Below are 13,709 nucleotides of genomic sequence, written 5' to 3'. Positions count from 1 at the left end.
GAACAAATGGCAAAATACCGCTTTCCATTAAATCTATAAATATAGTTTATATCCCATTGCTTCCAGAAGCTCTTCATTTCCCGTGGAGGCAAGAATCATATTTTTCTCCTCTCTATTCCATTCGTGATCCATCTCTGAAACATTCAGACTTACAAATAATCTTCCCTTTCTTCCATCTCTCACAAAAGTCAACACTCGTTCATCGGTTTCTTCCCATAATACTTCATAGGAAGTGTCTTCCTCTATATATTCTTTTCTTATCTCGATGATCTTTTGCACAAATTCATATAGTTGTGGATTTTGGCTCCATACCATGGGATTCCTGTATTCATTTTCCTTCATTCCGCAAATTGCCTGTTCATCGCCGTAAAATAAACTGGGGACCCCTGGGAACAGCATAAGAAGGATACAAGCTAATTTCCATTTACGCAGTTCGCCCCTGCAAAGAGATAAAAATCTGGGTACATCATGGCTATCCAGAAGATTCAGCTGCCCGTTTACAAGATTGGTGGGGTAACGGAGCCTCATCTGTTCCAGCTGTTTGGCAGCTGTTATTGCATTTTTATTATCACCGATGATGTGATCACGGCAAATTCGTCTGAATTCGTAATTCATGGTTGAATCAAAGATATCTCCCCGAAGCCAGCTTTCTGCATTCTCCCACACTTCACCAATGAGGATTGCTTCCTTATTTTCTTTTTTTACTGCCTCTCTGAATTTTCTCCAAAAATTCCGGTCTATTTCATTTGCTACATCTAGCCGCCAGCCATCTATTTGATACTCACGAATCCAATAAGTACCTACATTGGCAAAATACTTTTGCACCTCTTCATTTGAAGTGTTTAGTTTGGGCATCTTAGGCTCATAAGCAAAGCAGGCATAACCAGGTTTTTCTTTTTTCGACTGCGGCCGGCGAACCGGGAACTTTAAGTCATAAAACCAATCAATATATTTTGACTTTTCTCCCTTCTCCATTACATCTTCAAAGGCAAAAAATTCCCAGCTGCAATGATTAAATACACCATCTATAATGATCTTCATCTCTCGTTTGTGAATTTTTTCCACTAAGTGTTTAAATTCCTCATTGGTTCCAAAACACGGATCAATGTGATAATAATCAATGGTATCATACTTGTGGTATTCTCCTGCTGCAAATATGGGATTGAAATAAATGCAGTTAACCCCAAGTGCCTGAATATAATCCAGATTTTTTATAACTTCTTTCAGCGTTCCTCCTAATCTTGATCTGCAGACCTTTCCATTTTCTAATACCACTTCCTTTGGCTGTGTAAGCGAACCAGATTTCTCACCGACAAAGCTATCGGGAAATATATTATAAACGACTGACTTCTTAAACCATGCTGGTACATCTGGTATTTCACTTCTTAATATGTAGGGGTACTGATAATACTCGCTTCTTTCTTCCATAATGTTACGTTCAAAATAAAGAATTGCAAGTTCATTTGAAAAACGTTCTGAGTAATAATAGGTCCACTCTCCTTCATTTTGCAGCTTAAAATAATAGCATACACGGGTATATGGTGTTTCAAACGTTGCTTCATAATAGTCAAAAAGTTCATCCCTTGCTTTTATTTCCATCTGAATTTCTTCAAAAACAACGGGCGTAGCAGGACAAGCCCGATCACCATAGTATAAGGTGCACGCTGAAACATTGTCCTTTTGTGTTCGTATTCTTATGGTCAATCTATGTTCCGAATTGGCAAATGCATAATTTGATAATGGAATATGCAAAACTGCCTCACGATTTATTTTCATGTTGTTTTTCATTATCCTTTCACTCCTCCTGTAGTCAGTCCTGATACCATATATTTTTGTATGGAAAAAAACAGGATCAAAATAGGTACTGAAACTAAAATTGCGGCTGCTGAAAATAAGGACCAGCTTCTGCTGTAATCATTTGCCTGAAGCTGATAAAGCCCGCCTGCAAGGTTATAGTTCTCCTCTTTCATTAAGAATGTAGTTGCAAACAGATACTCATTCCATACAAAAATCAATACCATGACAGCAGTCACAATAATGGAAGGTCTGGCAAGAGGTAATATGATCTTCCATATGATCTGTCCCGAACTTCCGCCATCGATTCTTGCAGATTCTTCTATTTCGATGGGAATGGTATCGAAGTAACCTTTCATATTCCAGATACTGAATATACACATGCTTCCTGCATAAATCAGGATTAAACCGATGTAATTATTTAATAGGTTCATGTTTTTAAATAATCTAAATATAGCAAACATCGATAAGATTTGTGGAAACGCATTCAAAATCAGCAATAGCTTTAACATCTCATTTCTCCCCCGAAACCGGAAGCGGGAAAATGCATACGACGCTGTCACCGAAGTCCCCATTGCAAGTATCATGGTCCCAAGACTAAGAACAACTGAATTCTTAAGCCATATAAGAAATGGCTCCTCCAACAGGATGGCTTTATAATTTTTCAAGGTAGGACTCTTGGGAAATAAGAATCCGTTTCCAAATGCAGAACTATCACTGCTTACGGAAAGCAAAAATGCATATAAAATAGGAATTAAAGTAATAAAACATAACAATACAAAAAATACATTTAAGATACTTAAACGGGCCATGCGTCTTGCTGTTTTTATTCTCATACGTGTTCCTCCCGAATGCCTCGATTGACAAATAAAGAAAAAAGAATAATAAATCCAAATATCACAATGGATACAGCGGAAGAAAGCCCATAATTATTAGATACAAAGGCATTTTGGTGCGCATATGTAATAACAGTCTGAAGAGTTGCTCCTGTAAGAGAGCCCTTTTGCATCGTTAATAAATAGATAATATCAAACTGCTTAAAGGTGGTAAATGTCGTCATAATAATGGAAGGAGCTAATATGGGTTTAATGGATGGTATTGTTATATATAAATTTTGAGCCCACCACCCGCCTCCATCTAATCTTGCACTTTCATAATAGCTGATATCCACACTCTGCAACGCCCCATCCATCATCATAATAAGAAACGGCAGTGCCATCCACAAGTTTAATACCATACAGGAGATAAAAGCCGGAATGTTTTCCGATAAAAAGTCCATGCTGGAAAATCCCAGCGCAGAACGTATTTTATTTAACAAACCATACTGCGGATTAAAAATACCTACTCTCCATAATAAAATAGATATGTAAGCCGGCATCGCCCAAGGAAACATCAGGAGTGTCTTATATAATCTCGCCAGTTTTAGCCCTTTTGCATTTAATCCCAGTGCAATCAAATAAGCAGCCAAAATCTGTATGACCATATTTAAAACGGTCCAAATGATTGTAGTTAATAATGCAGACATAAAACCTGAATCCAGTTTCGTTAATGCACGTCTATAATTATCCAAGGCTATAAATTCATAGTCCGTCCAATGATACAGATTCATATTTGTAAACGAAATATATATGGTATATATAATCGGGAATACTACAATTAATCCGATTAATATAATTGAGGGAAAACTATATTCCCATGGAAGAATTTTGTTTTTCTTGTTCATAAATTACCCACTCCTATATCCCCAATCTGCAGCAATCTCTCCTATAATAGGACAGGTAAGGTGTCTGTACATACACTTTTAATGCATATCTGCGATTGCAGTCTCTGCCTGTTTTTGATATTCATCCGCAACGTTGTTTAAATCTTTGCCTGATTTATTGACTGCCGCAAGAAGTGATTCTGTAGGTCCCCACATTACGCTCATTTGGGGAATGTTTGGCATTGGCTGGGCAATATCAGCAGTCTTTCTCATAGCAGCTATCATCTCATCCTTTGACACCGTTGGATTTTCATAGGATTTTTGATTGGCAGGAGCGCATCTGGAGTTTTCTGCCAGATCAATTCCAAGCTGGGGATCAGCAATTTCTTTCAGCACTTTTTCCAGCGCATCTTTTTTCGTTTCCGCTGCATGCTTCATAACACCAATTCCCTGCACACCTGAATATGGCACCAGTGCATTACCGTTTGGCAGTTTGAAATCACATAAGGATATTATTCCATAATTAATTTTAGCTTCTTTCACACCTGATATCAGCCATGGTCCACCAATAATTGCGGCGGCTTTTCCGTCTTTAAACAGGGCATTCACCGTATTATAGTCTCCGTCCGCTTCTAATTTGGCGAACTTTTTATTATACTCAATTGCCTCCATGGTCTTTTCATCATTTAGTCCTGGCTTCGCCTGTTCATTGATAATGAATCCGCCAAATCCATTTATCAGGGGAGCTACATTATAAGCAGTTGAATGCTGGTTCACTAAAGCATAAGTTCCTGCAGTGGCATCTGTATGATTTTTCATGTAGGAATAAAGTTCTTCCGTGGTGGAAGGCACTTCTCCCTCCCACAAATCCTTATTATAAATAAAAAGCAGTGTTTCAAAGTAGACAGGCATCAGGTATTGAGTATCCTTATAATTCCCTGCTTTCAGCGTCATGGGAAGCATATCCGCATAAACGGTTTTATCAATCACATCCGTGATTGGTGCCAAAGCTCCCATTTCCACAAACATTCCAAGAGAATCATGGGCATACATATAAAGATCCGGTCCATTCACCTCATCACTTCCATATAGCTTAATCTGATCTGTTAACCCGCTCTTTTGCTCAAATTTTACAGTGATTCCGTCATCATTTAAAGCCTCATTTAGATGATCTTCCATCAACTGTATCATTGCCTTATCTCCATCATGCCAGATACGAATGGTATTCAATGCTTCCTTATTGCCCTTCGTTGTTGCAACGCTATCCGTATTTTTACTACATCCTGTAAACATTGCAGCAGTCATTGCAATACACAAAACCAATGCCATCTTCTTCACTTCTCATGTCCTCCATTCAAAATTTAGAAACTATGTTACGATCTTTACCAGTCTATATTCACTGTCCCTGCCCCCGATGCTGGCACCGTATAGCTGCGATTATCTCCGCTTTGCCAAATGACATTGCCTGCCGCATTCTTCTTAATTGCTTTAAACTCAATTTTCTGGCCTGCCGGAATATAAACGGTCAAATTCCACTCCGGATAATTGGGACAGGCTGCAGGCCCTGCTGCTTTGCTTGGATCCCAGTTACCGAGTTCAGCACAGTTTCCTGAAATATAAACACTCTGTCCCCAGTCCGTAGACGCATTGCAAATATGAATGGTTACCGGAATGGTATCACCTGCAGTTTCATCAACCACATATATTTTAGAACTGTCTCCGGTAAGGGTTATTGTTACTTTCTTATCTTGGGATACGGTTATTTTATCATTGGGATTCATTACATTTACTAACGTAGTCCCTGCCTTTATGGAACTTTCGGCACGTATTGACATCGTTTCAGTATCCGTCCCTTTGGAATTATGAAACGCACAAATTAACTCCTGCCCCGCATTTTTTCCGCTGTCCATTCTTCTTGAAAACCCATAGGTATGCATGGAAGTCCACATCTCACGTTGTGTTCCAAAGCTTAAAGCTTCATATTTTTCCCGAAGATCATTTAAAGTCCGGATAAGCTTATAGGTATTGGTGGATGTGTTAAAATAATCTTTTATTACATTGCCGTTTTGATCCTTCGTTACCATGGACCAACGATTCCAGGTATCTGCAATCCCATTGATTCCCTGACCATTGGCATTTCCTCTGTTTTGCTCCGTTCCCTGGAAGACCACCGGGGTTCCCCTTGCTGTAAATATAAACGTTAGCGCATTATGGAGTTTATCAACATCGCCCCCAGCTTCTGTCAGAAAACGATTTCTGTCATGATTGTCAATAAATGTAACCATATCATTCAGATGAGTGCCATAAAGATAATCCTGTGCCAAAATGGATTGTAGTGATATTTCCGATGTGTTGTTAAAATTCTTACCATATGCAAAATCATTTACAACAGCCTGAAACAGGGGAAAATCAAGCATACCTGTTTCAGCGTTATCTCCGACCCAATCCTTTATAAATTCCACATGCATATCAAAGTTCTCGCCAAAGGTTGCAACTCCCAAATATTCCTGTAATTCATGAATATCAGATGGTTTCATACATTTTGCCGCATCCACTCTGGCCCCATCCGCCCCGGTATAGGTAAACCAGTTTTTTATAGAGTCGAACATTGCACCCCTGGCATCTTTATTATCAAAGTCAATGTCATCCAGACCACCCAGGTCATGATCTTCAAGCATCTGTGTGCTTGTTGATGTGTGAGGATGCTCTATGTTAAAATTGATATCGCCTTTATTGTGGTACCATGAGATATTATTAAATGGCGCCGCAGGCTGCAACTGAGTGCCCTCTTTTAATCCTGTACTGTTGGTATAATGAGCATTGCTTCCGATTCCCTGCAGATAATCTCCCACATGATTGGGAACTACATCAAAAATGACCTTAATTCCGTTTTCATGACAAACATCTACCAATTCCTTTAGCTTATCCTTGCTGGCCTGAGGATCTCTTGAACCGAAATAGCGATTGGCTCGATTGGGATCAAATACATTATAGCCATGATAGGCAGATGGCCACTGTTTGCCACTGGAATCCGGTATCCCCCATAGCTGTGGGTCAGATACCGGTGAAATCCAGATTGCGGTATATCCCATTTCCTTAATGTAAGAGATCTTATCTATGATTCCCTGCCAGTCACCACCATGCATATAACGATAATCTTCTTCTGTGTTCTCTGCATATCGAAAAGCTTCTCCAGTTGCATTATTCGTCTTATCCCCATCATAAAAACGATCAACCATAATCTGATAAATAGACTCTCCCCGAAGACTTTCGGCTGCATTTACCTCCATTGGAGGTAACAGAGGCATTGTCATAATAAAACAAAGTACAAAGCTTACAATACGTTTTAACATCTTTTTCACTACCATTTCCCCTTCCTTCCCCATTCTTGATATGTTGTTTACTATTTTTAAAAATACCGGTATTTATAAGCAAATTATAACAATACCGCTCCTAATAACAAAGTTTTTTTATACATATTGCTTGATTTTTTTAGGTAAACGATATACTATTCTAATGGAGTTTAAGAAGGAGGTGTCCAATGGCTGTAACAATAAAAGATGTTGCCAGGGAAGCCGGAGTATCCACGGCTACAGTATCTAAAATACTGAACAACAAGCCTTATATTTCAGAGAGTACGACTCAGCGTGTCATGGAAGTAATGAAACGTCTCAATTATCATCCCAATGCACAAGCCAGTAATTTCAAATGCAAACGTACTGGCAACATTATCTTTCTTGCTGTTACGGAAATACATACTGCCTTTCATAATCCTCACATGTTTGAAATTCTATGCGGTGCGCAAAATGTAATCCGACACAAAAACTATAATCTGTCTTTCCTGGGCGTATCTGACAAACAAGATGCTTTTGATTCAGCAAATAAAATCGTTGGTTGCAACACGGCTGATGGTATTTTGGTCCATGGATCTGCCACTTCAAGGGCATTGGTTGACTTTTTATCTAAAAACAACTTTCCACACATTATTATCGGGAGGCCCCCATTTGCCAGTCCCTCTTCCTGGATCGATACCAACAATCGTGTTTCTGGACAAATGGCAATGGAATATTTGGAGAAATGCGGTTATTCTCAGACCGCTTTTATCGGAGGACCTAAAAGCGATGAAATATCCAGGCACCGCCTGCAAGGTTTTGTATCGTATATGAATATTAATGGACTGACCATACAAGATGATTTTATAAAATACGGTACCTATACAAAAGAAAGCGGATTTTTAATGATGGAAGAACTCCTAAGTCAGCCCACTCTCCCCGATGCCGTTATCTGCGAAAATAATCAGATTGCAATGGGGGCCGTTGGGGCAATAGAAAAACATCAATTATCCATACCAAAGGATATGGGACTTATTACATTTGACGATTATCCTCTCTCACAGCTCATTGATCCTCCTCTCACTGTGATTGATATAGATGTCCATGAAATGGGGAAACAGGCGGCCTCTATCTTATTAAGGAAGATTAAGAATCCTGGGCTTCAAGTTCAATCCTTTGTAACTCTTCCTAATCTGATTGTTCGATCATCAACGAGAAATCAAAAACAGGTGCCATAATTCCTCTTTAGCTATAATATATCTCAGTATAAAACAAATGCATCTTGAATGGGCTTTTAAAAGCTTTCTCAAGATGCATTTGTTTTTATACTTCCATTGTGTTCATTATAATTCCATGACTTTAAATAATTCTTGAATGACTGTGAATATAAAACTCCTCCTGACATGGTTGGAATTTCTTTTCCATTTTTTCAAAATTCGTATCAAACTGCTCCGCCGCTATTTTATCTACCTCATAGGCTTCGCTTTCGACATAGCGCCACTTTCTCTTGTCCAGACACCCCTCCGTTAACTCCTTTACCATCATGGCTGCCGGATAAATACCTTCTCTAACGCAAATATCAAATTTTTTACAGCTTTTAAATCCACGGGAAACGTAGTTATCCGGATTTCCAAAAATTACGATCACATCGTAGGACATTTCTTTTGCCTTTGCAAATGAGTATTCAAGCAGGACTTTTCCATATCCATTTCTTTGGAACTCAGGATGAATACTTAAGGGGCCGAAGGTCAGTATCTGCTTTTCACGGTTTTCTTCATCTATCAGCTTTGCCTTAGTATACATGATATTTCCGATAATGCGATTGTCTTTTTCAAGGACGAGATCCAGTTCAGGTATGAAATCTGGATGATTTCTCATGACATGTACCATATAATGTTCACTGCAGCCCGGAACATTTAAATTCCAAAAGGCCTTTCTGGTTAAATCCTCTACATTCCAATAATCTTTTGCCTGTTCATTTCTAATGGTATAGTTCTCTATGTTGTTCATTTTATCCCCCTCCCGCTACGAACTCAGAAAATCACTATTTTGATCCATTTGTTATCTATATTCCTTATCTTAATTTAGAAGGTATTCTTCTAATTTCTTTTGGAAAGCGGATAATAAAGTGCCTTGAGAGACTATACCCTCAAGACCTTCCGCTGGACTATGGTAAAACATTACCGGCTGCACAATAGATTTCATACCATTCCTCACGAGTCAGATAAATATCTGCTGCCTTCATACAATCTTTTAGCCTGTCAGCATTCATCGTTCCTGTCACAGGCTGCATATGTGCGGGATGCCGAAGTATCCATGCTAATGCAATTGTGGTATTTGACACTTCATAATTTGCTGCTATTTTATCAATCGCCGCATTTAGTTTTGTGAATTTATCATTATTTAGAAAAACTCCTTCAAAAAATCCATATTGAAATGGAGACCATGGCTGTACCGTAATATCATGTAAGCGACAAAAATCAAGTACACTTCCATCACGGCTAATAGCGGTGTCATCTGACATGTTGACATGGAGCCCTGCGGATATCATAGTGGCATTGGTGATACTAAGCTGTAATTGGTTTGCTATAATTGGCTGGTTTAGAGATTTCTCAAGCAGCTGTATCTGCATAGGATTCTGATTTGAAACGCCAAAATTACGTACTTTCCCACTGCTGTAAAGCTGATCAAATGCCTCAGCAACCTCCTCTGGTTCAACCAAAGCATCGGGACGATGCAAAAGAAGTACATCCAGATAATCGGTTTTTAACCGTTTCAGACTGCCGTCTACCGCCTCTAAGATATGTTCCTTTGAAAAATCAAACATCCCTTTTCGTATGCCACATTTGGATTGCAGGATTATCTTTTCTCTGACAGTACTGTTCATGTGTAAGGCCTCTGCAAATATTTCTTCACATGTTCCGCCGCCATAAATATCTGCATGATCGAAGAAATTCACTCCGCCCTCCAGAGCAGTCTGAACAAGACGTTCTGCATCGGTTGTACTCAGCTCATTAATACGCATACAGCCAACTGCAATAGTTGGCACCTTTAAATCAGATTTACCCAATTTAATATATCTCATGTTAGTTTACCTCCTCATTCAATCATGTCCAAAATCAGTAATATCCTTATTTAGCCATGTCAAATATATTTTATTATAAACCTTTAAGCTAACTTTAAGTCAATACTTTATAATTATAAGTTGTGGATGACTGTTAATAATATTCCAAGGTACACAACCACAACGTATCGAAAAAACCAGGTAAGAAATCCGCGTCCCAAGGGTGGTTTTGCCCCCTTTGTATCCTACTGAAAATAATAATTATTTGTCAAATCGATATGTCTTCATCGCCTATTTTTCTTTATCCTCATATTTATTGTCACGATTCCAATAAAAATAATAGTTACGAAAAGCATCGGCTAAACACACAATGATAATTACTCCCAGTAAAATCAAGCCTTCTATTGAAGAAAATAACTGTCTTACACTATTTTTTCCACTTATAACGATAATAAATAATGCAACAAGAATTCCCGGTAAGTAAATATGAAGGATCCGCAACCATTTTTTTCTACCATGTTTGTATTCTTCTTTCGTTTCTGCCAAATCTTTTCTTGTACATCTAACGATTGCTACCGGAAGCCCTCCTCCTCTTGCGTAATTTCTTTCAGCACTATACTCTATCCCATCAAGCGTGAATTCTGGATACATCCCCTTCTTTGTGATTTCAATCTCCATATCTCGCTCCATTGCATATTTGTAAAGTACATTTTCAAAATCATAGCTATTTATTATGGCATCATCCGGAGTAAAAGTAATGACTCTCTCATGTTCATAATCAATAACTTCCATGTAATCCTTAATCCAAGAAGTGAAAAAATGCTCTTTTCCCATACTTTGTAGATATTCTTCTACATTTAATTCATCTATAGTAATCTGCTTTTTCTTTAATGCCTTGCAAAACTCAATCGCATTTTTGTCATCACTTATTCTTTTTTCTAATATATGCTGTTGTTTGTCCAAGGAATTTGACAGGTTCTCCTTCTCACGCAAAACCAGTTTAATTTGTTCTAATGGCATATCAAGCATGCGGAGCATCTTAATTACTTTTAGTATTCTGACGTCATTCTCTGAATATTCTCGATATCCATTATCAGGATTACGTTTTGTTGAAAACAACCCTGCTTTTTCATAAAATCTGATATTTTGTGCAGATACTCCTGTCCTTTTCTCCGCTTCTTTAATATTCATAGATATACCTCCTTTTTATGAGGTGATTGTAAACCCTATACAAACTATAAAGTCAATAGAAATATATAAAAAATACTGGTTATTTTATGTTTTCTGCATATTTTAATCGTAACGTTTGATCGTACCAGACTGGTACAACCTCCTTAAAATTATTATAATTTTCAAAAGCAATTTCACACCGTTTCTTCATACCCTCTATTTCCTCACTGCCAAATTTTTCGGCCCATTTGATAGAATACAGCGATGCATGTGCAACATAAACAGCAAGAGTTTCCCAAAAATCGATTGGAATGGTATCATTAAAATACTCATCAATCTGGCCAACGCAATATGGGATACTCTCCTCTATCCCAAAGCTTTCTAACTTATAAAACTCTTCATACGGATCTCCGACTTCCCAACGATTAAAATCAATAACTCCTATACTTTCATTTTGAACATAAATCAGATTTCCCGGATGATAATCTCCATGTAAATATACGGGTGGTTTTCTCCACATTTTATTAATATTTTGTTTCACAAATCGTATTGCATCTTCATCATTTGGAACTCTTACCTTGGAATTCTCATATTTCTCAAGCTGTAATAATTTCTTTTCTACTTTTGTTTTTTTAGGTAAGTCTTCTTTATCAACACATATGCTATGAATCTCTTTAAGAATTTTCCCTGCCTGTCTTCCCAAAAGATATTGCTGTTGTTCTGACAATTTCCCCAACTCGTCCTCTAAATCTCTTCCTTCCACCCAAGATAAAACCATGTAAACACTATTTCCATTATTACAGATTCCAAAGGAAAGTGGTTCCGACATTGTGAATCCCAATGTTGCAAATTTACGAATTATGTCGTACTCTTTTTTCTTTATATCAAATTCACTTACATTTGAGATTCGTAATAATAAATGCTTTCCTGAATCCGTTGTTACAAGATACTTTTTATCCGTCGAATATCCCTTTTCAATTAACACAATTTCTTTCCATGATTTGTAATCCGGAATATCCATATATAAATTAGTATTCATAATCTACCACCTCCTTAAATAAAATCTTTGTTCTGGATATTCATTTTCGAAAAAGCATAATTCTCCCTCCTCAAACCCTGCTTTCTTATAAAAAGCTCGTGGAGCAGTTCCCTTTTCATCTTCTTCTCGAAATGTTTCCACAACAATCGGTCTGTTTTTGTCCATTTTGTCAAGCATAACCTTAACCATCTTCGAAGCAATATGTTTTCTTCGAAACTCTGGATGTACCGCCATACAACAAAGCATGTTATGCTTTATTGAAAATAAAAGAATACCTACAACCATATTCCCAAATAACGCACATATGGCTGTTCCCCTATCTATACTTTTCTTTACAGTATTCTTATATTCAATTACTTTTTCCTCTGTTTCTAATCCCGGGAAATTCCATTTTACAGTTTCAACCATACTCATCCATGATGAAAGATTTTCATCGTTCGCATATGCAATCTTAATTGCCGAATTTTCATTACGAAAAGTATTGTACCAACTATCCAATTCAAAAAGTTTATCTAAGAACCAATATGGTATAAAAGTTCCTTCTTGCTGCATTTTTAGTACTTCCTCTTTATCAGCCCATCTAACAGCCTGTACCTCTTCCTTCTGTAATTTAATATGCGAAAGATCAACATCATTTTTTACTATGTAATAATCATCAAACCCATTTTGAAATGTTGTCGTGAACTGTGGAAGCACATCTGACAGATTCATTTTCAATCCCAATTCTTCTGCTAACTCTCTCTCAGCTGCTTGACTACTGCTCTCTCCAGCAATTGCAGAACCTCCTATCGATAAATCCCACATATTTGGCCACCCGGTTTTAAATGGCTGACGTTGTTGAATTAACAACTGATTTTTATTATTAATAATACATACATGAACCACAAGATGGTATTCATCGTCAGACAGTTTTTCACCTCTTTTCTGCAATTTTCCAGTCTTTAATCGTTCTTTTGTATATATATCCCATAATTCCGCTTTTTCATTTTTATCACTCATTTGATACCCTCCAATTCTTAAATTAATATGCATATCGTCGTTTGCCAGCATAATAATTTTACTATAATTTAGAATAATGTATAGACTTGTATTTAAAAATATAGTATACTGTAAAATGAAGTGTGCCTAAAAATGACTTTTAGGCGCACTTCATTTATGTGGTCATAATGTAAGTCTGTAAAAATGCTGCAAATCGTATCAAATTTCTCTATTAGTTAAACACATTTATCGCATCCACATATCCTTGCAACCCATCTGTTTTCAATGCATAAAGACACAATTTTAATATTTTGGCGTTACCCCATCTCCATCTGAGATTCTGTCACACCAAAACAACTCCATTTTTTTATAGAATCCCATCAACTTCCCATAAAATCAAGCTTTCTCGAAAGAGTACAAACCGTCAAAAAAAAATATAATGCATATTTTCCTTTTTTTATAGAACAATAACAAAAAAGGGTTCATTACTATGGCAGTAACTTATAAAATTGCTCTGTAGACTTAAGAGGTAGCCCAATATGCTTACCGGCTTTTTAATATATTTGTTCATATAAAAAATCCAGGCAGCCTTTAATTAGGTTGTTTGTTTTATATTTAGAAAATAAATTA

General features: G+C 37.3%; 11 protein-coding genes. 1 reads left to right on the top strand and 10 read right to left on the bottom strand.

What is annotated here, in order from left to right:
• Positions 1–33: 33 nt before the first annotated feature.
• From ACOAOT_RS07860 to ACOAOT_RS07840, 5 genes are all read right to left on the bottom strand, one after another.
• Positions 34–1,788, bottom strand: coding sequence for a glycoside hydrolase family 13 protein (locus ACOAOT_RS07860; RefSeq protein WP_420216472.1), 1,755 nt, complete (start codon positions 1,786–1,788; stop codon positions 34–36).
• Entirely contained in the window at positions 1,788–2,630 is an 843-nt protein-coding gene (locus ACOAOT_RS07855; protein ID WP_349673779.1) for a sugar ABC transporter permease, read from the bottom strand. The genes ACOAOT_RS07860 and ACOAOT_RS07855 overlap by 1 nt, the downstream gene beginning before the upstream one ends.
• Positions 2,627–3,517 (bottom strand): carbohydrate ABC transporter permease, encoded by an 891-nt coding sequence (locus tag ACOAOT_RS07850; protein ID WP_420216471.1) that lies wholly within the window; start codon positions 3,515–3,517, stop codon positions 2,627–2,629. Before ACOAOT_RS07850 ends, ACOAOT_RS07855 begins: the two co-directional genes overlap by 4 nt.
• Before the next feature lie 78 nt (positions 3,518–3,595).
• Entirely contained in the window at positions 3,596–4,825 is a 1,230-nt protein-coding gene (locus tag ACOAOT_RS07845) for an extracellular solute-binding protein (RefSeq protein ID WP_420216666.1), read from the bottom strand.
• A gap of 53 nt (positions 4,826–4,878) precedes the next feature.
• Entirely contained in the window at positions 4,879–6,849 is a 1,971-nt protein-coding gene (locus ACOAOT_RS07840) for an alpha-amylase family glycosyl hydrolase (protein WP_420216665.1), read from the bottom strand.
• A gap of 188 nt (positions 6,850–7,037) precedes the next feature.
• Between ACOAOT_RS07840 and ACOAOT_RS07835 the strand changes: the two genes are divergently transcribed.
• A complete protein-coding gene (locus tag ACOAOT_RS07835) occupies positions 7,038–8,066 on the top strand; it encodes a LacI family DNA-binding transcriptional regulator (protein ID WP_420216470.1) in 1,029 nt (342 codons plus the stop codon).
• A 121-nt stretch (positions 8,067–8,187) separates the two neighbouring features.
• Here ACOAOT_RS07835 and ACOAOT_RS07830 read toward each other — a convergent pair whose 3' ends face one another.
• The 5 genes from ACOAOT_RS07830 to ACOAOT_RS07810 all read right to left on the bottom strand — a co-directional run bounded on the left by ACOAOT_RS07830 (position 8,188) and on the right by ACOAOT_RS07810 (position 13,100).
• Positions 8,188–8,838 (bottom strand): GNAT family N-acetyltransferase, encoded by a 651-nt coding sequence (locus tag ACOAOT_RS07830; protein ID WP_349673775.1) that lies wholly within the window; start codon positions 8,836–8,838, stop codon positions 8,188–8,190.
• 157 nt (positions 8,839–8,995) lie between these two features.
• The gene (locus tag ACOAOT_RS07825) at positions 8,996–9,913 is read right to left on the bottom strand and encodes an aldo/keto reductase (protein WP_420216469.1); all 918 of its coding nucleotides are present in this window, start codon (positions 9,911–9,913) and stop codon (positions 8,996–8,998) included.
• 270 nt (positions 9,914–10,183) lie between these two features.
• Positions 10,184–11,083, bottom strand: a complete 900-nt coding sequence (locus ACOAOT_RS07820) for a MerR family transcriptional regulator (protein WP_420216468.1) — start codon at positions 11,081–11,083, stop codon at positions 10,184–10,186.
• A gap of 79 nt (positions 11,084–11,162) precedes the next feature.
• The gene (locus tag ACOAOT_RS07815; protein WP_420216467.1) at positions 11,163–12,101 is read right to left on the bottom strand and encodes an aminoglycoside phosphotransferase family protein; all 939 of its coding nucleotides are present in this window, start codon (positions 12,099–12,101) and stop codon (positions 11,163–11,165) included.
• 3 nt (positions 12,102–12,104) lie between these two features.
• Positions 12,105–13,100 (bottom strand): GNAT family N-acetyltransferase, encoded by a 996-nt coding sequence (locus tag ACOAOT_RS07810; RefSeq protein ID WP_420216466.1) that lies wholly within the window; start codon positions 13,098–13,100, stop codon positions 12,105–12,107.
• Between the last annotated feature and the right edge of the window lie 609 nt (positions 13,101–13,709).

It is taken from the genome of Lacrimispora struthionigena (assembly GCF_048627165.1).
In the GTDB taxonomy this organism is placed as follows: domain Bacteria; phylum Bacillota; class Clostridia; order Lachnospirales; family Lachnospiraceae; genus Lacrimispora.
Note: the sequence above shows the minus strand (reverse complement) of the source record. Positions and strands in the feature narration are given on the sequence as shown.